This is a genomic window from Pseudomonas sp. Marseille-Q1929, assembly GCF_017316265.1.
In the GTDB taxonomy this organism is placed as follows: domain Bacteria; phylum Pseudomonadota; class Gammaproteobacteria; order Pseudomonadales; family Pseudomonadaceae; genus Aquipseudomonas.
Genome location: NZ_JAFLWU010000001.1, coordinates 677,321 through 699,942 on the forward strand (window position 1 = coordinate 677,321; position 22,622 = coordinate 699,942).

The window sequence follows — 22,622 nt, forward strand, 5'->3', positions numbered from 1 at the left end:
TCAGAGCATTCATACGCGCAACAGCAGCTTGCCTTACACTGCGCGCCTATGACTAACATCCCCCACACCCAAATCGCCGAACCCGCCGTCACCTGCTCGACATGTGCGGCCTGCTGCTGCCAGCTGGAAGTGATGCTGATCACCGACACCGGCGTACCGGAGCGTTACATCGACACAGACGATTGGGGCGGCGAAGTGATGCGTCGCCTCGACGACGGTTGGTGTGCGGCGCTGGACCGGGACACGATGATGTGCACGATCTATGAACGGCGGCCGTTGATTTGCCGGGAGTTCGAGATGGGGGCGCCGGAGTGTCTGGAGGAACGGCAGGGGATTGCGACGGCCTATCGCTGATCGTCAGGCCAATGCAGATCCAAATGTGGGAGCGGGCTTGCTCGCAAATGCGGTGGGTCAGCAACAGATGCATTTACTGACACACCGCATTCGCGAGCAAGCCCGCTCCCACAGGGGATTTCAGTCGCCAGAAAAATTACAGCGCCAGGGTGTAGTGCAGTGAGTAACTCTCGACCCCATCGTTATTGCTGCTCAGCCCCGCATTGGAATAGTGCGTGGCGCGAATGCCGACTTCATGCCCACCATTAAAGCGCAAGCCAACGCCCAACCGGTCTTCGAACTGAAAGGCCTGGCCGATATTGTTGTCTTCGACCTGCGTGCGCGAGAACACCGCCACGCCAACCCCCGCCTCGATGTAGGGCTTGACCGTCTCCCCGGCAAACTCATACACAAACACCGGCGAGAACGAGAGGCTGCTGACGCTCGCACGTTTGTCACCGTCCCAGTAGGTGTAGGCGCCGCTCCAGTAACCGGTCAAGCGACCGGTTTCGCTCTGCCACCAGCTTTTATCCCACTGCGATGTCAGCCCCAACCGGTAGGTCATGGTTGAATCACTGGTACTCCCCACCCCCAATTCCAGGCCAGCGGCCTGGGCTGAAACGGAGTGTCCTACAACGACGGCCGCAATCGCAGCCAAACAGAACAAGCGCTTCATAAGAAACATCCTTTCCCGACGAAGTTATATGGTTTGTGTACAGGCCATCTCGCTAATAGAAGCCGGCGCGTAGACAGAAGTTCCCGCCGATAACGCCGTCATTTCACGAAATTTTCACGCCCCGAAGCTTCGCACAACGCCGGGATATTTCCATAGTGTTGGTAGGATATTTCTTAGGTGATACACATCGCCGCTGGTCCAGAACTCTGCAGGCTCGGGATTGCCGCTGGCCAACAGGTCGCGCTCGCCCAGCAAACGCTTGAGCTGGCGGGCCACGGCGGCGCCGGTGTCGATCAGGATAATGCTGGGGGGCAGCATCTGTGCCAGGAGTGGCTTGAGGAAGGGGTAGTGGGTGCAACCGAGAATGATGGTGTCGCAACCGGCGCTGAGCAACGGGTCGACGTACCCATGCAACAATTGGCGCAGCGCGGGGCTGTTCAGGTCGCCGGTCTCGATCAGTTCAACCAGGCCAGGGCACGGTTGGGTGATCACGCGCACATCGTTGGCGAAGCGGTCGAGCAAAGCGGCGAACTTGGCACTTTGCAAGGTGCCGGTGGTGGCGAGCACGCCGACCACGCCACTGCGGGTCGCGGCGGCGGCGGGTTTGACGGCGGGCTCCATGCCTACTAGCGGCCACTCGGGAGAATCCAGGCGTAGATCGGCCACCGCCGCGACGGTGGCGGTATTACAGGCAATCACAAACGCCTTGGCGCCCTTCTCACGGAAAAAGGCGGCGACTGTTCGCGAGCGCTCAAGAATATAAGCCGGGCTTTTCTCGCCGTAGGGGATATGCCCGCAGTCGGCCACGTACAGCAGCGATTCGTGGGGCAGCAGTTGCTGGATTTCGTCCAGCACCGTCAAGCCGCCGATGCCGGAATCGAACACACCGATCGGCGCGTCCTTAACCATGTTGCGGCCCACACACGCTGCAACCGGGGTCGCGCTTGACGCGCAGCTCACGGAAACGAGTGGTCAAGGCATCGATCAACAGCAGGCGCCCCACCAGCGGCTCGCCGAAACCGGCCAGCAGCTTCAGGGCTTCCAGCGCTTGCAGGCTGCCGACCAGGCCCACCAGCGGGCCGACCACGCCGGCTTCGCTGCAGGTCAGTTCAGTGTCGCTGCCGTGCCCGTATAAACAGTGGTAACACGGGCTTTCGGCGCGACGCGGGTCGAACACCGACAACTGCCCTTCCAGGCGAATCGCCGCGCCGCTGATCAACGGCTTGGTCGCGGCGACACAGGCAGCGTTGACCGCTTCGCGGGTGGAAAAGTTGTCGCTGCAATCGAGCACCACATCCACCGCCGCCACCGCGGCGGCCAGGGAATCGGCATCCAGCGCGCTGCGATGAGCCACCAGCGTGATTTGCGGGTTGATCGCGCTCAGGCGGCGCAGGGCCGAATCGACCTTGGTCTGCCCGACGCTGTCGGTGTCGTGGATGATCTGGCGTTGCAGGTTGGTCAGGTCGACGGTGTCGAAGTCCGCCACGTGCAACTCGCCGACGCCTGCCGCCGCCAGGTACAACGCCACCGGCGCGCCCAGGCCACCGAGGCCGATGATCAAGGCGCGGCCCTGTTTGAGGCGCAACTGGCCGTCGATGTCGACCTGCTGCAACAGAATCTGTCGGCTATAGCGCAACAGCTCCTGATCGGTCAGCACGGCCGGCGTCCCAGGGTGATGCGCTCGTGGCCGCCGAGGTCGATGCGGCTGTGCACCTCGTCAAAACCTTCGCTCAGCAACAGGTCACGCACGGCGGCGGCCTGGTCGTAGCCGTGTTCGAGCAGCAACCAGCCACCGGCATTCAGGTGCGTTGGTGCGTCCTTGATGATGTGGCGCAGGTCGTCCAGGCCGTCGCGGCCCGCCACCAGCGCGCTGGCCGGTTCGAAGCGCACGTCACCGGCGACCAGGTGCGGGTCGTTGTCGGCGATGTACGGCGGGTTGCTGATGATCAGGTCGTAGCTGTGGCCTTGCAGGGCGCTGAACCAATGGCTGTTCAGTACCGTGACATTATTCAGGTGCAGGCGCTGGCGATTGCGTTCGGCCAGGGCCACGGCTTCGAGCACGCGGTCGACGGCGGTGACCTTCCACGCCGGGCGTTCGCTGGCCAGGGCCAGGGCGATGGCGCCGCTGCCGGTGCCGAGGTCGAGGACCTGGGTCGGCGTTGCTGGCAATAATTCCAGGGCAGCTTCCACCAGCAACTCGGTGTCCGGGCGTGGGATCAGGGTGTGGGGCGCGACCTCCAGGTCGAGCTTCCAGAAGCCTTGCTGACCGAGGATGTAGGCAACCGGCTCACCGCCACGGCGACGCTGCAGGTAGCTGGCAAAGGTCAGCGCTGCTTCGCTGCTGACGATTTTTTCCGGCCAGGTGTGCAGGTAGCTGCGGGACTTGCCCAGGGCCGCTGCCAGCAACAACTCGGCATCCAGGCGCGCGGTGGGCGAGTCGGGCAGGTCGGCGGCGCGCAGCAGGCTGGCGATAATGGTCATTTATTCACCTGTTTATTCACCTATCGCCGCTAACTGATCGGCCTGGTATTCGGCGAGCAACGGCTCGATCACTGCATCGACGCCACCGGCGAGAATCTCGTCGAGGGAGTACAGCGTGAGGTTGACGCGATGGTCGGTAACCCGGCCCTGGGCAAAGTTGTAGGTACGGATGCGCTCGGAGCGGTCGCCGGAGCCCACCAGCAACTTGCGCTCGCTGGCAATCGCGTTGGCGGCGGCGCTGGTCTGCTGGTCGTTGAGCTTGGCTGACAGCCAGGACATGGCCCGCGCACGGTTCTTGTGCTGGGAACGTTCTTCCTGGCACTCCACCACGATGCCCGACGGCAAGTGAGTGATGCGGATCGCGGAATCGGTCTTGTTGACGTGCTGGCCGCCGGCACCCGACGAACGGTAGGTGTCAACGCGCAGGTCCGCCGGGTTGATCTCGATGGCTTCCTGCTCGTCCGGCTCGGGCAACACGGCCACCGTGCACGCGGAGGTGTGGATACGGCCCTGGGATTCGGTGGCTGGCACGCGCTGTACGCGGTGTGCGCCGGATTCGAACTTGAGCTTGCCGTAGACGTTGTCGCCTTCGACCCGTGCGATGACTTCTTTATAGCCGCCGTGCTCGCCTTCGTTCTCCGAAAGGATCTCGACCCGCCAGCCGCGACGCTCGGCATAGCGCGAATACATGCGGAACAGGTCGCCGGAGAAGATCGCCGCCTCGTCGCCACCGGTGCCGGCGCGGATTTCGAGGAACACGTTGCGCCCGTCATTCGGGTCTTTGGGCAGCAGCATGCGTTGCAGGTCGCCTTCCAGCGCGACGAGTTTTTCCTTGGCCTCGCGGACTTCTTCCACGGCCATTTCGCGCATGTCCGGGTCGCTGTCCTTGAGCAGTGCCTGGGCACCTTCGAGGTCGGCCTGGGTTTTCAGCCACTGGCCGTAGGTGGTCACAATCGGCTCAACTTCCGCGTATTCCTTGGAATAGGTGCGGAACTTGGTCTGATCGGAGATGACTTCGCCATCGCCGAGCAAGGCGGTCAGTTCTTCGAAACGGTCCTGGAGCACGTCCAGTTTATTGAGCAGTGACGCTTTCATTGCGGTTTTTTATCCGAAGAGCTATCTGACGCGCCCTCACCGAGGGCAAAGAGTTCCTGAGCCATGGCCAGCGCATCGAGGCGGCCTTCGGCAGTCAATTTTTTAAGCTGTACGCTGGGGGCGTGGAGCAACTTGTTGGTCAGGCCCCGGGCCAGTTGCATCAGCACCTCTTCGGCGCTGCTGCCGTTGGCCAGCAAGCGCTGGGCCTTGCTCAGTTCCTCGTCGCGCAAGCGTTCGCCCTGCTGACGATACGCCTTGAGCACGTCCACCGCTGCCAGTTCACGCAGGCGCACCATGAAATCGTCGGCGCCAGTGCTGACCATCTCTTCGGCCGCCTGGGCAGCGCCCTGGCGACTCTTGAGGTTTTCGGCGACCACTTCGTGCAAATCGTCGACGCTATAGAGGTAAACGTCGTCCAACTCGCCGACTTCAGGCTCGATATCCCGGGGAACGGCGATATCCACCATAAAGATCGGCTTGTGCTTGCGCAGTTTCAGCGCGCTCTCGACCGCGCCTTTACCAAGGATCGGCAACTGGCTGGCGGTGGAGCTGATGACGATATCGCTGCGCACAAGCTCAGCCGGGATGTCCGACAGCAACACCGCGTGGGCGCCGAACTGCTCGGCGAGAATGCTCGCGCGTTCCAGCGTGCGATTGGCGACGACGATGCGCTTCACACCCAGGTCGTGCAGGTGGCGGGCCACCAGGGTGATGGTTTCACCGGCGCCGATCAACAGGGCCTGGCTGCGCTGCAAGTCACTGAAAATCTGTTTGGCCAGGCTGACCGCAGCAAACGCCACGGACACCGGGTTTTCGCCGATGGCGGTATCGGTGCGCACCTGCTTGGCCGAATTGAACGTGGCCTGGAACAGACGGCCCAGCAGCGGCCCCACGGTGCCGGCCTCACGCGCCACGGCGTAGGCGGACTTCATCTGGCCGAGGATCTGCGGCTCGCCCAACACCAGCGAATCGAGACCGGCGGCCACACGCATCATGTGACGAACTGCCGCATCTTCTTCGTGCACATAAGCACACGCGCGCAGCTCTTCGAGGCTTAAATGGTGGTAATCGGCCAGCCAGCGCAGCACCACATCCGCTGAAAGATGTTCCTGCTCTATATAAAGCTCGCTGCGATTGCAGGTTGAAAGGATTGCAGCTTCGCGGCTGTCGGTGAGCCGGCAGAGCTGTTGCAAGGCCTCAACCAACTGCTCTGGCGTGAACGCCACGCGCTCGCGCACGTCTACGGAAGCAGTCTTGTGGTTAATACCGAGTGCGAGGAAGGCCATTCAATATCGCTGATGATGTCGGGAAGCCGACAATTGTCCTACTTCGAAAGATTCAGAACAACCACCGTCGTCTATTGTCCCTATACGTTGTGCCTATAAATACACCAACTGAGTCTCGGTTATGTTTGGCCGAAGGCTTGTGTCATGATGATCCGACCGCAGGTTAGTCGTCCTCTTCCTATATGAATAGATCTTCCGCGTTGCTCCTTGCTTTTGTCTTTCTCAGCGGCTGCCAGGCTATGGCCCCGGTGTCGCCGGACGGTACGCCGCCGGTGGAAGACAGCACCCCCGCCCCTGAAAAGCCCAAGGTTTATTCCTCGTTCAGTGAAGAAACGGTGTTCAGCCTGCTGAGCGCGGAGCTGGCTGGCCAGCGCAATCGTTTCGATATTGCGCTGGATAACTACGTGACCCAGGCCATCAACACGCAGGACCCGGGGATTTCCGAGCGGGCGTTTCGCATCGCCGAGTACCTGGGCGCCGATCAGGCTGCGCTGGATACCTCGCTGATCTGGGCGAAAAACGCCCCGGACGACCTTGAAGCGCAACGCGCGGCCGCCGTGCAACTGGCACGCGCCGGGCGCTACGACGACTCCATGGTCTATATGGAGAAGGTCTTGCAGGGCAAGGGCGACACCCATTTCGACTTCCTCGCGCTGTCGGCCGCCGACACCGACCAGGACACGCGCAATGGCCTGATGAAGAGTTTCGACCGCCTGCTGCAAAAACATCCAAAGAATAGCCAGCTGATTTTCGGCAAGGCCTTGCTGCTGCAACAAGACGACGAAGCCGATGCGGCCCTGAAGCTGCTGGAGCAGAACCCACCGGAAGAGGGTGAAATCGCGCCGATCCTGCTGCGCGCGCGCCTGCTGCAGAATCTCAATCGCGGCAAGGAAGCGATTCCACTGCTGGAAAAAAGCATCAAGAAGTACCCGGACGACAAGCGCCTGCGCCTGACTTACGCGCGCATGCTGGTCGAGCAGGACCGCATGGAGGACGCCAAAGTGCAGTTCGCCAACCTGGTCCAGCAATACCCGGACGACGATGAACTGCGTTATTCCCTGGCGCTGGTGTGCCTGGAAGCCAAGGCCTGGGACGAGGCCAAGGGCTACCTGCAAGAGCTGATCGAGCGCGAAAGCCATGTGGACTCGGCACATCTGAACCTGGGCCGCATTGCTGAAGAGAAAAACGACCCGCAGGCCGCCCTGCTCGAATACGCCCAGGTCGGCCCCGGCAACGACTACCTGCCGGCGCAACTGCGCCAGGCCGATATCCTGATGAGCAATGGCCGCACCGACGAGGCGGAAAAACGCCTGGCGGCTGCGCGCGATGCGGAACCGGACTACGCGATCCAGCTTTACCTGATCCAGGCTGAAACCTTGTCGGCCAACAAACAGGGCGAGCGCGCCTGGAAACTGCTGCAACAAGCCTTGCTGCAGTACCCCGACGATCTGAACCTGCTTTATACCCGCGCCATGCAGGCGGAAAAACGCAATGACCTGGCGCAGATGGAAAAAGACCTGCGCCTGATCATCAAGCGCGACCCGGACAACGCCATGGCCTTGAATGCCCTGGGCTACACCTTGTCCGACCGCACGACGCGCTACGACGAAGCCAAGGCGCTGATCGAACAAGCCCACGCACTCAACCCGGAAGACCCGGCCGTACTCGACAGCCTCGGCTGGGTGAATTACCGCCTGGGCAACCTCGATGAAGCCGAACGTTTGCTGCGCCAGGCCCTGGAGCGGTTCCCCGACCAGGAAGTCGCGGCGCACCTGGGTGAAGTGCTGTGGGCCAATGGCAAGCAGCGCGAAGCCCGTCAAATCTGGGAGAAGTTCCTCAAGGAACAACCCGAAAGCCCCATCCTGCGCGGCACCATCAAGCGCCTGACCGGATCCGAGACCCTTTAAGCTTATGTTCTTGCGCCATGTTGTAGTGTTCAGCCTTATCACCCTGCTCGCCGGTTGTGCGGGCATCGGCAGCCGTGAATCCGTCGAGGGCCAGGGCAACCCGGCGCAATGGAAACAGCACAAGGACCAGCTCAGCAGTATCGATGGCTGGCAGATCGAAGGAAAAGTCGGCGTTCGTGCGCCGAAAGATTCCGGCAGCGGCACCTTGTTCTGGCTGCAACGCCAGGACTACTACGATATTCGCCTGTCTGGCCCGCTGGGCCGTGGCGCCGCACGTCTGACCGGCCGACCGGGGCACGTCAGCCTGGAAGTGGCCAACCAGGGCCGCTATGAGGCGACGTCACCGGAAACCCTGCTGGAAGAACAGATTGGCTGGAAGCTGCCGGTATCGCACCTGGTCTGGTGGGTACGCGGGTTGCCCGCGCCGGACAGCAAAAGTCGCCTGAGCCTGAACGGCGACAGCCGCCTGGCCACCCTGGAGCAGGATGGTTGGCAGGTCGAGTATTTGAGCTATGTGGAGCAAAGTGGTTATTGGCTGCCGGAGCGCATCAAGCTGCATGGCACCGACCTGGATGTCACGCTGGTGATCAAGGACTGGCAACCGCGCAAGTTGGGGCAATAACGTGACCGTACAAAAGCTGACCCTGCCCTCCCCCGCCAAACTCAATTTGATGCTGCATATTCTTGGGCGCCGTGAAGACGGCTATCACGAATTGCAGACGCTGTTTCAATTTCTCGACTACGGCGATGAGATGACCTTCGCCGTACGCGACGATGGCGTGATCCAACTGCATACGGCATTCGAAGGTGTGCCCCACGACAGCAACCTGATCGTGAAGGCCGCAAAAAAACTTCAGGAACAATCCGGCTGCACGCTCGGCATCGACATCTGGATCGATAAAATCCTGCCCATGGGCGGTGGTATCGGCGGCGGCAGTTCGAATGCGGCCACCACATTGCTCGGTCTGAATCACTTGTGGCAGCTGGGTTGGGACCACGATCGCCTGGCGGCGCTGGGCCTTGCGTTGGGGGCCGACGTCCCGGTTTTCGTGCGTGGACACGCCGCATTTGCTGAGGGTGTGGGGGAAAAACTGACCCCTGTAGAACCCGAAGAGCTGTGGTATCTCGTGCTTGTGCCGCAAGTATCTGTAAGTACAGCAGAAATTTTTTCAGATCCGTTGTTGACACGTAACTCTTCTCCCATTAAAGTGCGCCCCGTTCCCAAGGGAAACAGTCGAAATGACTGCTTACCGGTTGTAGCAAGGCGTTATCCAGAGGTACGTAACGCTTTGAATTTGTTAGGTAAATTTACCGAAGCAAAATTAACCGGAACTGGAAGTTGTGTGTTTGGGGGCTTCCCAAACAAAGCTGAAGCTGATAAAGTCTCGGCCCTTCTTACAGAGACCCTTACAGGGTTTGTAGCAAAGGGAAGCAACGTTTCGATGTTGCATCGCAAGCTGCAAAGTCTGCTCTAAAAGGAACCGAGTGTTAGGCACTCGTTGCAACAGATACAGGGGCGTCGCCAAGCGGTAAGGCAGCAGGTTTTGATCCTGCCATGCGTTGGTTCGAATCCAGCCGCCCCTGCCATTTTCTAATACTCATCCAGGTTACCCTCAGCCTCTAGGTACTGCGCGTGTCCAAGATGATGGTCTTTACGGGGAACGCCAACCCCGATCTGGCTCGACGTGTCGTACGTCAGCTGCATATCCCTCTCGGTGACATCTCTGTCGGTAAATTCTCCGACGGCGAAATTACAGCCGAGATCAATGAAAACGTCCGCGGTAAAGACGTCTTCATTATTCAGCCGACTTGCGCTCCGACCAACGATAACCTGATGGAACTCGTCGTGATGGCTGATGCCTTCCGCCGCTCCTCAGCGACTCGAATCACAGCTGTAATCCCTTACTTTGGTTATGCCCGCCAGGATCGCCGTCCGCGTTCCGCACGTGTAGCTATCAGCGCGAAAGTCGTTGCTGACATGCTGACCGTGGTAGGTATCGACCGTGTTCTCACGGTTGACCTGCACGCTGACCAAATCCAGGGGTTCTTCGATATTCCGGTAGATAACATCTACGGTTCGCCAGTATTGGTGGATGACATCGAAGACCAGCGCTTTGAAAACCTGATGATCGTGTCCCCGGACATTGGTGGCGTCGTGCGTGCACGGGCTGTTGCCAAATCCTTGGGCGTGGACCTCGGGATCATCGACAAACGCCGTGAAAAAGCTAATCACTCTGAAGTGATGCATATCATCGGTGATGTCGAAGGGCGTACCTGTATTCTGGTTGATGACATGGTCGACACCGCCGGCACCCTGTGCCACGCGGCAAAAGCCTTGAAAGAGCACGGTGCCGCAAAAGTCTTCGCCTACTGCACACACCCTGTGCTGTCGGGCCGAGCGATCGAGAACATCGAGAACTCCATGCTGGACGAACTGGTGGTGACCAACACCATCCCGTTGTCCGCAGCAGCTCAAGCCTGTTCGCGTATCCGTCAACTGGATATCGCACCGGTAGTTGCCGAGGCGGTTCGCCGCATCAGCAATGAAGAATCGATCAGCGCGATGTTCCGTTAAGGGTCAAACCTTCGGATCATTTCACTGACGAAAAGCGCCCCGCCCCAGCATTCTGTTGGGGCGGGGCTTTTTTGCCCATATCGCCTTTAGCGCTGGTCGCAAACGCTGGGGCGAATGTGGTTATTTTGGAGATACAACATGAACGATTTTACTCTGAATGCTGAAGCGCGTTCCGACCTGGGGAAAGGTGCGAGCCGCCGCCTGCGTCGTCTCGCAAGCCTGGTTCCAGCTGTAGTTTACGGTGGCGAAAAAGCCCCTGAATCCATCAGCATGCTGGCCAAAGAAATCGCCAAACTGCTCGAAAACGATGCTGCCTACAGCCACGTTATCGAACTGAACGTTGGCGGCACCAAGCAAAACGTAATCATCAAAGCTCTGCAACGTCACCCGGCCAAAGGCCACGTGCTGCACGCTGACTTTGTACGCGTTGTTGCTGGTCAGAAACTGACCGCGATCGTTCCAGTTCACTTCGTTGGTGAAGCTGCTCCGATCAAGAAAGGCGGCGAAATCTCGCACGTTGTTGCTGAGATCGAAGTAACTTGCCTGCCGAAAGACCTGCCTGAGTTCATCGAAGTCGATCTGGCTAACGCTGAAGTCGGCACCATCATCCACCTGTCCGACCTCAAAGCCCCTAAAGGCGTTGAGTTTGTCGCACTGGCTCACGGTGATGACAAAGCTGTTGCAAACGTACACGCTCCACGCGTTGCACCAGAAGCAGACGCTGCAGAGTAATTCACTCTGTAACGTCGGAGCTTGAGGAAACATCGCGGACCGGAACGTAGCGAGAAAGCGGGCGATAACGCGGCGTTTTACTCTTGAGTAAACAGCTTCTGTCGTCCACTTTCGCCGCACAACGGTTGCGGCGATGTTATCCACAACTCCAAAGGAAGGGCCCCTGTCGTGACTGCCATTAAACTGATCGTTGGCCTGGGAAATCCAGGCGCCGAATACGAACAGACCCGGCATAACGCGGGGGCCCTTTTTGTTGAGCGCATCGCCCACGCGCAAGGTGTGAACCTTGTGGCCGATCGCAAGTATTTTGGCCTGACCGGGCGCTTCTCGCACCAGGGTCAGGATGTTCGTCTGCTGATTCCCACCACCTACATGAACCGCAGCGGCCAGGCTGTCGCGGCGCTTGCGGGGTTCTTCCGGATCAAACCCGAAGAAATCCTGGTGGCCCATGACGAACTGGACCTGCCACCCGGCGTTGCCAAGCTCAAGCTCGGCGGCGGGCATGGCGGGCACAATGGCCTGCGCGACATCATCGCGCAGTTGGGTAATCAGAATAATTTCTACCGTCTGCGGCTCGGCATTGGCCACCCAGGCGTTGCCAGTATGGTTTCAAATTTCGTCCTGGGTCGTGCGCCACGCGCCGAACAGGAAAAACTCGATGCCAGCATCGACTTTGCCCTCGGCGTGCTGCCGGATATCTTCGCCGGTGAATGGAACCGCGCGATGAAAAACCTGCACAGCCAGAAGGCCTGACTCTTACCGAGGGGAAACACCATGGGATTCAATTGCGGCATCGTCGGCCTGCCCAACGTCGGCAAATCCACCCTGTTCAACGCCCTGACCAAGTCCGGTATTGCGGCGGAGAACTTCCCCTTCTGCACCATCGAGCCCAACAGCGGTATCGTGCCGATGCCGGATGCTCGCCTGGATGCACTGGCGGCCATCGTCAATCCAAAACGCGTCCTGCCGACCACCATGGAATTCGTCGACATCGCGGGCCTGGTTGCCGGCGCGTCGAAAGGCGAAGGCCTGGGCAACAAGTTCCTGGCCAACATCCGCGAAACCGACGCCATCGCCCACGTGGTCCGCTGCTTTGAAGACGAGAACGTGATTCACGTCTCCAACAGCGTCGACCCGAAACGCGACATCGAGATCATCGACCTCGAACTGATCTTCGCCGACCTCGACAGCTGCGAGAAGCAACTGCAGAAAGTTGCGCGTAACGCCAAGGGTGGTGACAAGGATGCTGTGGTCCAGAAAGGCCTGCTGGAACAACTGATCGCGCATTTCACCGAAGGCAAGCCGGCACGCAGCCTGATGAAGAACATGGGCGCTGACGAGAAGGCCGTGATCAAAGGCTTCCACCTGCTGACCACCAAGCCGGTAATGTACATCGCCAACGTTGCCGAAGACGGCTTCGAGAACAACCCGCTGCTCGACGTGGTCAAGGCCATCGCCGACGAAGAAGGCGCGATCGTGGTGCCGGTGTGCAACAAGATCGAAGCAGAAATCGCCGAGCTTGATGACGGCGAAGAGAAGGACATGTTCCTCGAGGCCCTGGGCCTGGAAGAGCCTGGCCTGAACCGCGTGATCCGTGCCGGTTACGAAATGCTCAACCTGCAGACCTACTTCACCGCCGGTGTCGAAGAAGTCCGTGCCTGGACCGTCAAGGTCGGCGCCACCGCGCCACAGGCCGCCGGCGTGATCCACACCGACTTCGAAAAAGGCTTTATCCGTGCCGAAGTGATCGCCTACAACGACTTCATCCAGTTCAAGGGTGAAGCCGGTGCCAAGGAAGCCGGTAAATGGCGCCTGGAGGGCAAGGATTACATCGTTAAAGATGGCGATGTGATGCACTTCCGCTTCAACGTCTAAGCCTCCCCTGCGGCTTGGCCGCAAACTAAAAAGCCGATGCCATGCATCGGCTTTTTTGTGGGCGCTGACCGCGTAGCTAACGGTATACCGCCGCCTTTTAAATCAGAGTTTAAGATTTATCTTACTGACATCTCGCGCAACTTCGCATCTAGTAATAAGCGACCCACTCAAGTAGCAGACAGCTCTTACTTTTCGTACAGCATCTTGGCCATTTGGCCCTTACATGCTCAAAGACAAACTTGTTAAGTTAAATTGTCCTGGTTGATATCAACAGAGCATCAGACCAACAATGAAGTGATAGCGATAGTGGAGCACCCTCACTATGTCGGCCTCGTTTCAAATAGACAAGGAAGTAGACCCTCTCTTTATTGAAGGGTCAGATATTGAAGAAACGATCAATACCACTGCGATCCTCAACATTGACATCCTGCTGCTGGGGGAAACCGGCACAGGCAAGGACACCCTGGCACAAAGGGTGCACCATCTGTCGGGACGACGAGGCAGTTTCATTGCGGTGAACTGCGCGGCCATCCCGGAAAGCCTTGCGGAAAGCCAGCTGTTCGGCGTCAACAGTGGCGCCTACACCGGCGCAATGCAATCGCGGGCCGGTTTTGTGGAGGCGGCTCACCTGGGTACGTTGTACCTTGATGAGATCGACAGCATGCCGCTGGCTCTGCAAGCCAAGTTGTTGCGGGTGCTGGAGTCGCGCGGCGTGGAACGCCTGGGTTCGACCCGCTTCATCCCCGTCGATATGCGCGTCATTGCCTCGGCCCAACACTCGCTGCACACGATGGTTGAGCAAGGCACCTTCAGGCGTGACCTGTACTTTCGTTTGAATGTCGTGCACATCCAGCTCCCGGCGCTGCGGGATCGGCGCGAGCGCATCATTCCGTTGTTCCTGGAAATGATCCAGCAAGAAGCCAATCACTTCGGATGCCCCACCCTACCGCCGCCTAGCGGGCTCTTGCAACAATTGCTCTGCCATCCCTGGCTGGGCAATGTCCGCGAACTGCGCTCGACAGCCAAACGTTTCGTTCTAGGCCTGCCCCTGCTCTCGACGGCCCTGGGCAGCCGGCAAGAAACGGCCATGAGCCTGAAGGCACGCCTGCAGCAACTTGAGAAAGCACTGATCGAAGAGTCGCTGTTACGCCATGACCACTGTGTCGATAGCGCCGCTGCCGAACTGAGCGTCGCCAAACGCACGCTTTACTACAGGATGAAACAACTGGGCATATCGCTGGACTGATGGGGTGCTCCAGAACATTTAGATACATCTGCCGCCGAAAGATTTGGAACGCTTTGTTGCCGAAGGCCACACATCAACTGCCGGACTCAAGTTGCAAGACAAAAGATGATTCATAGCCAAACTTGATTAACGGCAAATAAATCTCTCCTTCAACAACTGAAATTGGAGTTTCATCATGAGTATTCCGGGTCTTTCTTCGTTGGGACAAAGTTATGGCAACTCGTCATCCCAGGCCGGTTCAGGAACAAAACCCGGTGGCGGGAACAGCAACGAAGATCTGCTGGCAAAAGCAGAAGCCGTTGCCCGCGAAGGCTTCGAGCTGAGTCTGAAAGCGAAGCAAATCACCAACAAATATGCTGCGGCCAAAGAGGTTCGATAACACGATCATCTCCCCGATTCATGTATCGGGGAGATTTTCATGTTCGCTGGAACAGCAACTTTGGGCATCAGCGTTCATGTGATCGCTGCGTCAAACATCGACATCGCAGGCCTTATATGCAGATCAAAGAACTTGGCTTTTCAGCACCACACAACAGCCTTGAAGACACCGTCGGAACACGAGCCCATTCAACATCCACTACCGATATCGGCTTTTTCACCTCATCGCTCGAACGTTCAGCGCTGCCAGTGGCCCGTGCCGACAATAATCAGAGACCTACGCTTCTGGCAGAGGCCGGGCAGCATGTCAAAGCCTTGGAAAGCCGCGTTGCGCACGCACTCAGATCCACCAACAAAGGCGCCGATCCGGATGATTTCAAGCAATACCCGCGTGAATTGTCCAACGTCGTATTGACCTCGCAACTGCTCGTCAAAAGCTTGGGCAAGGCCACCCAATGCATCGACAAAATCAGCAACCTGCAATAGTGCCCATGAATACATTCCTGCCTGTCACATTGCTCCTGACGGTTGCACTTCTGCTGAGCGGTTGCAGCGACCGTGTCGAACTGCATCGCCAACTGTCCGAGCAAGAGGCCAATGAGGTCATCGCGGAGTTGGCGGATAAACATATCCGCGCGCAGAAAATCCCGGCTAAAGACGGTGTCGTCGTAGCGGTCGATGCCATCGATATCGGGCGCGCCGTACGCACGCTGGAGGCCGTCGGGTTGCCCAGGGTTGCCCGCACCACCCTGGGCGATACGTTTCGCAAGGAAGGCGTCATTTCCACGCCGCTGGAGGAACGGGCGCGCTACATCTATGCCCTGTCCCAGGAACTTGAGTCCACCTTGTCCAATATTGACGGCGTGATCGTTGCCCGTGTGCACGTGGTGCTGCCGGAACGTATCGCGCCGGGTGAGCCGGTCCAACCCGCATCCGCATCCGTGTTCATCAAACACGATCCACGCCTGGACCCCGACAACATCCGCGCTCGCGTGCGCAGAATGGTCGCGAGCAGCATCCCGGGGATGACCACGGCAGTGGACAATCCGCAAAAGCTCAGCGTGATATTCGTGCCGGCCACGACGTATCAGGAACAGCAGCGCCTGACCTATTTCGGGCCATTCCTGGTGCCTGGCGAGGATCTCGGGTTCTGGCGGACCAGCGTCACCCTGTTTCTGCTCGGCCTGGTAGCTCTCACGGGCGCCGCATTGTTACTGCATGCTCGGCGCCAGCGCGCGCAACGAGGGACGCCTGAAGTCGGCGCACCAATCGGCGCTACCCATGACGCCTAGTATCGATCAGCCGATAAATGAACATCTGGCCTGGGTCCAATGGTGGGCATTCCCCCTCAAGTACGCCCACGAAGACTGGCGAGATGACGCGTTCTCTGCGATGGATGCAAGCGCGCGCAGTGGCGCACTGGTCCCGTGCAACCTCCCGGGAGTTGCTGCCTGCCTGCCTCCGGCACCTCACGCCACCGTTCTTCGCCTGGCCCTTGCCTCCAGGGAGCAACTCGACCTGGCGCTGACGTTGATTCACGACACCTTCAGCCCGCAAGCCTCGTCGACCTTGAGCGAAAGTCATCAACTGTGGTGCACGCGGCTCTCCAAGGCCCTGCCTCCAGCGCTGCTGCTGCCCGATGCTGATCCATTGCAACTGCTCCATAGCTGGGTCGAACCCTCGATCTGGCAGCGCCTTCGGTTGCGCTTCCCCCGTGAGCGCGTACGCGAGTCGGAAAAAAAACCGCCTATCAAGAGCGCCAGCAGTCCGTTGAACACGCTGTGGCAAGCCGTCGTCTGGCGGGTTACGACAACGGCAAGCGACACCATGCCCCCAGGCTCGGATGGGTAAGGAGATCACCGATGTTATGCCGACACACCCTTGAGTTGCTCAACGGCGCTGCTGGTTTGCCACGCAGCCTGATCCCCCGGGAAGAACTAAAGGACTGGGAACAGGCCAACCAGCTTTTACGCCGCGCCAATACCCAGGCCGACGAGCTGCTGCGCCAGGCCGCAAAAAAATGCGAAGTGTTGGAGCAAGAAGCCTCGCTGCAAATCTGGCAGCGCGCCGATGCCCAGCTCAAGCAGTGGGATCTCGACCGCCAAGCGATGTGTGACCACCTGGAGCACTACGCGACCGACATCACCAACCAGGTTATTCGTTGCCTGCTGGACGACATCGCACCTCCCCAGAGGCTGGCAGCCCTTCTGAAGCAATTGCTGGCCAGCCAAGTCCAGGAAGTCAACGCCACGCTGTTGTGCCACCCACAGGACCTTGAGGAGATCAAACAGTGCCTTTCCCAACGCAACGCCACGTACTGGAAGCTTCACACCGACGAGGCAGTCCCGCCTCAGACACTCGTTCTGAAAACCGACGAAGGCGACTTTCGTATCAGTTGGTGTTCACTGCTCGAAGCCTTCTTCAATAACAGCAAAGCGTACTGGATATCTACCTGAGCGCAGGCGCAGGACGGTGGTCATACCGCCCTGCAAAAAAAGTCGATCCACGCATTCAAACCCACAGGCATGAAGGACACACCATGGACTTTTTTAACGATCTATCCCGTCAACTGTTAAGAAACAGCGATGTCGCCCACAAGTCTTACACCTCGAATATTGCCGAAGTTTCAGCCCATGGTTCAGACGCTGAATTCTTCGAACTGGCCATGAAAAAAGCAACGACGCAGATGGCCTACCTGGAACATAACCGGGTCAATCACTTGCTGCTCAAAAGTGCCTTTGAGAGTTTCCAATAACCATGGAAGCGCTAGTCAGTGACTGGTTGGACAGCCACGAGGAGCAACTCACCCTGTTTGAGGGCGACGACGAAATCATCTTGAAGCGCCAGGCCGGGACCTTGCTGCTGGGGGCTCAGCTGACTTCAACGCTAACCGATAACGCCGCCTTGTACCGTTGGATGCGCCTGGGCGCCGCCAGCTTGAATCATTTCCCGGGCGCACTGGCTCAGAAACCTGACACCGGTGCGCTCTGGCTGATCCAAAACCTGCGGGGTGCATGGGACGAGGCCGGCCTTTGCGGCTGCCTGCAGACCCTGCTCAACCAGCGCGATACCTGGCGTTCCACCGCTGCGCGCCTCGTTCGGCCGGCGCTGGACCTCAAACCCATCCCGCTACGCTCGCAGTCTTACCAATAAGAGAACACCGTATGTTCAATAAGCCCCACAAGCACACCCGCTTGCGCTTTGATTCGCCCGGCGCATCATCAAAACGCGCGGGATGGCGCTGCCTGATCGCATTGCCATGGTTGCTGGTTCCTATGGCAAGTGCCCTCGCCGCCATCCCTTCCGAATGGAAAAACACCGCCTACGCCTATGAGGCCCAGCACAAACCGCTGCGCGAAGTACTCGAAGACTTCGCCCAGACCTTTGGCACGCAGCTGCAGGTCGAGGGACTGCTGGAGGGCAACGTCAATGGAAAGATTCGCGCCAACACCCCACAGTCATTGCTCGACCGGCTAGGCGTCGAACACCGTTTCCAGTGGTACCTGTACAACAACACGTTGTATATCAGCACCCTGGACCAGCAGGAGTCTGCGCGCCTGGAGGTCTCGTCCGAGACCATCGCCGATCTCAAGAAAGCCCTGACGGATATTGGCCTGCTCGACAGCCGCTTCGGCTGGGGCGAACTGCCGGAAGATGGCGTCGTTCTGGTCTCCGGCCCCCGGCGTTATATCGAACAGATCAAGCACTTCAGCACCCAGCGGCGCTCGACGGATGAAAAACAGAGTGTGCTGAGCTATCCACTGAAGTTTGCCAACGCTGCGGATCGCCAAGTGGACTATCGCGGCGAGAAGCTTGACGTTCCTGGCGTCGCGAGCATTTTGCGCGGCTTGCTGGAGCCGCGACCTCCCTCGACCTCCTCGGCCTTCTCGGGACTTGGCCAGCGCGCCCCATCGCCGCCCTCTCCCCTCACGCCAAATATTCCCCGGCTGAGCAATCCACTGCTGGGGCAGATGCTCGGTGCGGACGGCAACAGTGGGCAACCGCAAACCGGTGCCGTGCTCACCCCGCGCGCACCGGCGCCCGCCAGCCGGATTCGCGTCGAAGCCGACGTGCGCAACAACACGGTGCTGATCTACGATTTGCCGGAGCGCCAGGCCATGTACCGCGAGTTGATCACGCAACTCGACGTCGCACGCAAGCTGGTGGAGATCGATGCGATCATCCTCGACATCGAGCGCACACAGTTGCGCGAATTCGGTGTGAACTGGGGGTTTCAGAACAGCCGTTTTCGCGGGGTCGGCACCAACCTGGCACCGGGCACGGCCTCGCAGTTGTCGATCGATAATCGCGACCGCTTCTACGCGGATATACGCGCACTGGAAGCCAAGGGGCTGGCGACCATGGTCTCCAACCCCTCGGTCCTGACCCTGGAAAACCAGCCGGCGGTCATCGACTTCAACCGCACCCAGTACCTGACGCCCGGCAGACAGTACGCAACCATTTTGCCGGTTACCGTGGGTACAAGTTTCCAGGTCGTACCACGGGTGATCACCAGTCGCGGCGGCCACCAGATTCACTTGGTGGTGGATATCGAAGACGGCAATTTCGACGAGTCCAATCCCAAGCCCGGCCAACTGGACGTGCGCCGGGGCAAGGTCAGCACCCAAGCCGTGATGGCCGAAAAACGCTCGCTGGTGGTGGGTGGTTTCCACGTCACCGAAAGCACCGACAAGCAGAACAAGGTGCCGTTGCTGGGGGATATTCCACTGCTGGGCAAGGCGCTGTTTTCCTCGACTGAACGGCAGAACAACCGACGTGAACGCCTGTTCATCCTCACCCCGCGCGTCATCGGCGACCAATCCGACCCGTCACGCTACCTGCCCCAGGCTGATCAGGCTGAGCTGCAAGCCGCCCTCACCCCCTTGGCCAGGCGCTATGCCCCCCACCAGCCGGTGATCAAACGCAGTGACATCATCAGCACCCTCGCCCACTTGGTCAGCGGCGAAGTGCCCAAGGCCTTCAAGCTGGCACCGATGCCCCTGGGGCTGACCACCCTGTGCAACACCCGCGATTTGCTGGCGCTGAACACCGACCGTAGCCAATGGTATGCCGGCCCTGAATACAACGTGGCGGTCGTGGTGCTACGCAACCAGTTCAAGCGCAATGTGCGCATTGATGAAAAAGAATGCAGCAACTCGCAGACCCTGGCCGTCAGCGTCTGGCCGCACGCCTGGCTCAAACCGGGCGAAGAGGCCGAGGTGTTTATCGCCATGCGCCCCGTGGTGAAGGATGAACACCTCAGTGTGCCGCGCCCCTCCCTGATCCACACGACTAAAAAGGCCACGCCATGAAACGACCATTGATGTGCGTCACCCTGATCTGCATGACACTGCTCGCCACCGGCTGCACCCCCACCTGCCGGGGCGACTCCTGCTCGCGCCCGCAATCGACCAGCAAAAACCTGGTGATCTGGTGGCCGGCCCACATGCGTGTCGAACCCGGCCCGGCCGGAGAGCGCGCGGACTACCAGACGGTTTCGCTGGAACGATGAGTGCCCACGGGTTGCCCGACGATGACCGGCATCGCCAGGTATTCCTGGACAACCTGGTGAGCGGCAGTGCCGCTCACCAGCAACTCGCCCCTGGCATCAAGGTGTGTGCACTGCACGCCGGCCACCGTCGGGGGCTGGCCTTGGAGGTTTCCCGCGAAGCATTGCAAACCGGGCAATTGCAGCAGGTGCTGGAACGTCGATTTGAGCAAGCAACGATGTTCGAGGGTTGTTTTGTCTACCTCGACGCCCAAGGCAGCCTGGTGATCTGGCAGGCGTTACCCGCCCAGCGCGACGCCGTCGAAAAAGCCCTCAGCCAGATGCTCTCTCTGGCCAATATCGACAGCCTGAACCGACGTTCGACGCGCTGATCAACGCAACTCCAGTTCTGGCAGTTGCAAGGTCTCGCGCTTGGCTTCGTCATCGAGCTCACGCAAGGTCCGGTAGATCACCGCTACGGCCTGCAGGGTTTCACGGGGGATATTCTCCCCCAGCTTTTTCGTGTAGATCGTGCGCGCCAGCCATACACACTGGATCACCGGGATATCAGCCGCCTTGGCCCTGGCGATCAACTGACGGGCGTTGGCGTCCGTCCCTTTTTCTACCAATAGCGGCAACGGTGTTTTGCCGGGGCGGTAGTACAAGGCAACGGCAAAGTGCGTGGGGTTGACCACCAACATGTCGGACTCTTCCAGCTTGGGCAGCTTGACCTTGGGTTCCTCCTGGGCCAACTGCTGGGCCAGCGCACGACGCTGGCCCTTCACATGGGGGTCGCCTTCCATGTCCTTGTACTCTTTGACGACTTCGACCTGCGTCATGCGCAAGCGCTTGGCAAAAAAGTACCGCACCATCGTCACATCGATGAGCGCCAGCACCAGCAGTAACCCAAGGCAGGCATGCAGCAAGTGGCGAAACAGGCTGATCAACGCAAGGATGTAGGTCGGCAGATCGCTGTTGGCCAGGTTGATCAGCGCATCCAGTGAAGGCCAGATCACCACGTACAAGATCAGGCACAGCAACGCCGCCTTGGCGACGCTCATCAACAAATTCATGATTTGCTGGGCGGAAAACATCTGCTTGAGCTGACTGATGGGGTTGAGGCGATTGAAATCGAGCTTCAGCGCTTCCGGAGCAAACAACAATCCGAACTGCATCCAACTGCTGATCAGCTTCGATGCCATTGCGACGGCAGCCATCAGCAGGGAAAACGAAAAAAACATCACCAGGCTTTCAACCAGCACTTCCTCCAGCGTGCGTGCAAAGGGCTGAGTGATGCGTGATATGGGCAGCACCAGCAATTGCTGAAAACGCTGCATGCTGGTCTCGGCAGTGAGCAAGGCAATCTCGCTCATGACTGTCAACGCCAACAACTTGCCGACATCCTGGCTTTGCGCGACCTGGCCTTTCTTGCGTTGGTCGCGCAGCTTCTTGGCACTGGCCGGGTGTTTTTTCTCCCCCGAGTCACTCATGTTGACGGCCCCGTGAACATCAGGCCCAGCGTATGTTTGAGGTCCCCCAGCAGGCTCATGCGCCCAACGATCAGGTCCTGCAACAGCGCAAAATACAACAGCAAAATGCCAAGGCCAGCCAGGCTCTTGACGGGCGGCGCCAGCGTGCTCACCTGCAACTGCTGGCTGTAGACCCCCAACAGCGCAATGCCGAACTCCAGCAACAGCAGCACAGCGATAAAGGGTGCGGCATACAGCATCATATGCGTGAAGGTGTCGGCGAGCAGACCGAGAAACAGGCCCAACCCATTGGCTCCCGGCAACGGAAACCACACCGTCGCCGGCCAGATCAGGTAACTGTCCCAGATCACCTGGGTCATCGCCCCCAACCCCAGGCTGATCATCAGCAAGAAAATCGCCAGTTGCTTGAACAGGTGCCCGATCGGCGTCGCATCCGGCCCCAATGAAGGGTTGAGCTGGCCACCGGCCAAGGCGCCACGCTGGTTATCCAGCAGCGCCCCCACCGACTCGAACATCCAGAACGGCATCGACAACAGCACCCCTAGCAACAACCCCAAGGCGACCTCCTTGAGCACCAACGCGCCGAGCATCAGCGCCGAGTAGTCCTGGCCCTCCAGCGCAGCGTGAATACCCGGTGCGGGCAACAGCGCCAGGACCAGCACAATGGTGTGCCGGGGCATGCCACGCACATGCTGAAAACAGAACGCTGCCACCAACATGGCACAGGGGTATATCCGCGCCATGGCGATAACCAGGCTGGACAGGTAATCAAGGTACAACAGCACAGGCGTAGCCTCAGTTCAGGGCCGAACGGGCGATCATGTCGAACATGAGGTTGATCAATTGGATCAACTCCACCCCGATCCAGCGCCCGGTCAGGATCAGCGTGATACCCACCGCCACCAGCTTGATACCAAAGGGCAGTGTCTGGTCCTGCACCTGCATCAGCGCCTGTACCAGGGAGGTCAACACGCCCACCACGACCGCCACAATCAGTGGCGGTGCGGACAACACCACCACCAGCAGCATGCCCTGCTTGAACAGCACGATCGGTTCCATA

At 59.4% G+C, this 22,622-nt stretch carries 28 protein-coding genes and 1 tRNA gene; 20 read left to right on the forward strand and 9 right to left on the reverse strand.

Features of this window, described 5'->3' with window-relative positions; all coding sequences use genetic code 11:
- Positions 1-48: 48 nt before the first annotated feature.
- Positions 49-354 carry a YkgJ family cysteine cluster protein gene (locus J1G37_RS03125; protein WP_207040141.1) on the forward strand — a complete coding sequence of 102 codons (306 nt, stop codon included), beginning with the start codon at positions 49-51 and terminating at the stop codon, positions 352-354.
- Between the two features lie 136 nt (positions 355-490).
- Here J1G37_RS03125 and J1G37_RS03130 read toward each other — a convergent pair whose 3' ends face one another.
- The 6 genes from J1G37_RS03130 to hemA all read right to left on the reverse strand — a co-directional run bounded on the left by J1G37_RS03130 (position 491) and on the right by hemA (position 5,871).
- A complete protein-coding gene (locus J1G37_RS03130; RefSeq protein WP_207040142.1) occupies positions 491-1,009 on the reverse strand; it encodes an acyloxyacyl hydrolase in 519 nt (172 codons plus the stop codon).
- A gap of 114 nt (positions 1,010-1,123) precedes the next feature.
- Positions 1,124-1,918: a glutamate racemase gene (murI, locus tag J1G37_RS03135; protein ID WP_207040143.1), complete on the reverse strand. Its 795-nt coding sequence runs from the start codon at positions 1,916-1,918 to the stop codon at positions 1,124-1,126.
- Positions 1,911-2,666 carry a molybdopterin-synthase adenylyltransferase MoeB gene (locus J1G37_RS03140; protein WP_207040144.1) on the reverse strand — a complete coding sequence of 252 codons (756 nt, stop codon included), beginning with the start codon at positions 2,664-2,666 and terminating at the stop codon, positions 1,911-1,913. The genes murI and J1G37_RS03140 overlap by 8 nt, the downstream gene beginning before the upstream one ends.
- The gene (gene prmC / locus J1G37_RS03145) at positions 2,660-3,490 is read right to left on the reverse strand and encodes a peptide chain release factor N(5)-glutamine methyltransferase (protein ID WP_207040145.1); all 831 of its coding nucleotides are present in this window, start codon (positions 3,488-3,490) and stop codon (positions 2,660-2,662) included. Before prmC ends, J1G37_RS03140 begins: the two co-directional genes overlap by 7 nt.
- A gap of 12 nt (positions 3,491-3,502) precedes the next feature.
- Entirely contained in the window at positions 3,503-4,585 is a 1,083-nt protein-coding gene (gene prfA, locus J1G37_RS03150; protein WP_122489521.1) for a peptide chain release factor 1, read from the reverse strand.
- Complete coding sequence (gene hemA / locus J1G37_RS03155; RefSeq protein ID WP_124529887.1) at positions 4,582-5,871, reverse strand: glutamyl-tRNA reductase; 1,290 nt, start codon at positions 5,869-5,871, stop codon at positions 4,582-4,584. Before hemA ends, prfA begins: the two co-directional genes overlap by 4 nt.
- 182 nt (positions 5,872-6,053) lie before the next feature.
- On the opposite strand from hemA, the gene J1G37_RS03160 reads away from it, so the two are divergent.
- The 19 genes from J1G37_RS03160 to J1G37_RS03250 all read left to right on the forward strand — a co-directional run bounded on the left by J1G37_RS03160 (position 6,054) and on the right by J1G37_RS03250 (position 20,464).
- Positions 6,054-7,778, forward strand: a complete 1,725-nt coding sequence (locus J1G37_RS03160) for a tetratricopeptide repeat protein (RefSeq protein ID WP_207040146.1) — start codon at positions 6,054-6,056, stop codon at positions 7,776-7,778.
- Positions 7,779-7,782: 4 nt separating this feature from the next.
- The gene (gene lolB / locus J1G37_RS03165) at positions 7,783-8,400 is read left to right on the forward strand and encodes a lipoprotein insertase outer membrane protein LolB (protein WP_207040147.1); all 618 of its coding nucleotides are present in this window, start codon (positions 7,783-7,785) and stop codon (positions 8,398-8,400) included.
- 49 nt (positions 8,401-8,449) lie between these two features.
- A complete protein-coding gene (gene ispE, locus J1G37_RS03170; protein ID WP_242551416.1) occupies positions 8,450-9,253 on the forward strand; it encodes a 4-(cytidine 5'-diphospho)-2-C-methyl-D-erythritol kinase in 804 nt (267 codons plus the stop codon).
- Positions 9,254-9,290: 37 nt separating this feature from the next.
- Positions 9,291-9,365, forward strand: a tRNA-Gln gene (locus tag J1G37_RS03175).
- A gap of 46 nt (positions 9,366-9,411) precedes the next feature.
- A complete protein-coding gene (locus tag J1G37_RS03180; RefSeq protein WP_003208392.1) occupies positions 9,412-10,353 on the forward strand; it encodes a ribose-phosphate pyrophosphokinase in 942 nt (313 codons plus the stop codon).
- Positions 10,354-10,491: 138 nt separating this feature from the next.
- Positions 10,492-11,085: a 50S ribosomal protein L25/general stress protein Ctc gene (locus tag J1G37_RS03185; RefSeq protein WP_207040149.1), complete on the forward strand. Its 594-nt coding sequence runs from the start codon at positions 10,492-10,494 to the stop codon at positions 11,083-11,085.
- A gap of 168 nt (positions 11,086-11,253) precedes the next feature.
- Positions 11,254-11,838: an aminoacyl-tRNA hydrolase gene (gene pth, locus J1G37_RS03190; RefSeq protein WP_010213318.1), complete on the forward strand. Its 585-nt coding sequence runs from the start codon at positions 11,254-11,256 to the stop codon at positions 11,836-11,838.
- 21 nt (positions 11,839-11,859) lie between these two features.
- Positions 11,860-12,960: a redox-regulated ATPase YchF gene (gene ychF / locus J1G37_RS03195; protein WP_207040150.1), complete on the forward strand. Its 1,101-nt coding sequence runs from the start codon at positions 11,860-11,862 to the stop codon at positions 12,958-12,960.
- Between the two features lie 322 nt (positions 12,961-13,282).
- Positions 13,283-14,206 carry a sigma 54-interacting transcriptional regulator gene (locus tag J1G37_RS03200; protein ID WP_207040151.1) on the forward strand — a complete coding sequence of 308 codons (924 nt, stop codon included), beginning with the start codon at positions 13,283-13,285 and terminating at the stop codon, positions 14,204-14,206.
- A gap of 175 nt (positions 14,207-14,381) precedes the next feature.
- Positions 14,382-14,585, forward strand: coding sequence for a hypothetical protein (locus tag J1G37_RS03205; RefSeq protein ID WP_207040152.1), 204 nt, complete (start codon positions 14,382-14,384; stop codon positions 14,583-14,585).
- Between the two features lie 116 nt (positions 14,586-14,701).
- Positions 14,702-15,070: an EscI/YscI/HrpB family type III secretion system inner rod protein gene (locus J1G37_RS03210; RefSeq protein ID WP_207040153.1), complete on the forward strand. Its 369-nt coding sequence runs from the start codon at positions 14,702-14,704 to the stop codon at positions 15,068-15,070.
- A gap of 5 nt (positions 15,071-15,075) precedes the next feature.
- Positions 15,076-15,876 (forward strand): type III secretion inner membrane ring lipoprotein SctJ, encoded by an 801-nt coding sequence (sctJ, locus tag J1G37_RS03215; protein WP_207040210.1) that lies wholly within the window; start codon positions 15,076-15,078, stop codon positions 15,874-15,876.
- Complete coding sequence (locus J1G37_RS03220) at positions 15,866-16,435, forward strand: type III secretion protein (RefSeq protein ID WP_242551378.1); 570 nt, start codon at positions 15,866-15,868, stop codon at positions 16,433-16,435. The genes sctJ and J1G37_RS03220 overlap by 11 nt, the downstream gene beginning before the upstream one ends.
- A gap of 11 nt (positions 16,436-16,446) precedes the next feature.
- On the forward strand, positions 16,447-17,040 hold the full coding sequence (gene sctL / locus J1G37_RS03225) for a type III secretion system stator protein SctL (RefSeq protein WP_207040211.1): 594 nt from the start codon (positions 16,447-16,449) through the stop codon (positions 17,038-17,040).
- Positions 17,041-17,123: 83 nt separating this feature from the next.
- On the forward strand, positions 17,124-17,339 hold the full coding sequence (locus tag J1G37_RS03230) for a hypothetical protein (RefSeq protein WP_207040154.1): 216 nt from the start codon (positions 17,124-17,126) through the stop codon (positions 17,337-17,339).
- A 2-nt stretch (positions 17,340-17,341) separates the two neighbouring features.
- Positions 17,342-17,737, forward strand: coding sequence for a type III secretion system chaperone (locus J1G37_RS03235; protein ID WP_207040155.1), 396 nt, complete (start codon positions 17,342-17,344; stop codon positions 17,735-17,737).
- 11 nt (positions 17,738-17,748) lie between these two features.
- On the forward strand, positions 17,749-19,896 hold the full coding sequence (gene sctC, locus J1G37_RS03240; RefSeq protein ID WP_207040156.1) for a type III secretion system outer membrane ring subunit SctC: 2,148 nt from the start codon (positions 17,749-17,751) through the stop codon (positions 19,894-19,896).
- Entirely contained in the window at positions 19,893-20,096 is a 204-nt protein-coding gene (gene hrpT, locus J1G37_RS03245; RefSeq protein WP_207040157.1) for an HrpT family type III secretion system protein, read from the forward strand. The genes sctC and hrpT overlap by 4 nt, the downstream gene beginning before the upstream one ends.
- Positions 20,093-20,464, forward strand: a complete 372-nt coding sequence (locus J1G37_RS03250; protein ID WP_207040158.1) for a transcriptional regulator — start codon at positions 20,093-20,095, stop codon at positions 20,462-20,464. Before hrpT ends, J1G37_RS03250 begins: the two co-directional genes overlap by 4 nt.
- Here J1G37_RS03250 and sctU read toward each other — a convergent pair whose 3' ends face one another.
- From sctU to sctS, 3 genes are read right to left on the reverse strand one after another with little or no spacing between them, the layout of a single operon-like run.
- A complete protein-coding gene (gene sctU / locus J1G37_RS03255; RefSeq protein WP_207040159.1) occupies positions 20,465-21,562 on the reverse strand; it encodes a type III secretion system export apparatus subunit SctU in 1,098 nt (365 codons plus the stop codon).
- Entirely contained in the window at positions 21,559-22,347 is a 789-nt protein-coding gene (sctT, locus tag J1G37_RS03260) for a type III secretion system export apparatus subunit SctT (protein WP_207040160.1), read from the reverse strand. The genes sctU and sctT overlap by 4 nt, the downstream gene beginning before the upstream one ends.
- A 10-nt stretch (positions 22,348-22,357) precedes the next feature.
- The gene (gene sctS / locus J1G37_RS03265; RefSeq protein WP_207040161.1) at positions 22,358-22,621 is read right to left on the reverse strand and encodes a type III secretion system export apparatus subunit SctS; all 264 of its coding nucleotides are present in this window, start codon (positions 22,619-22,621) and stop codon (positions 22,358-22,360) included.
- Position 22,622: the final 1 nt, after the last annotated feature.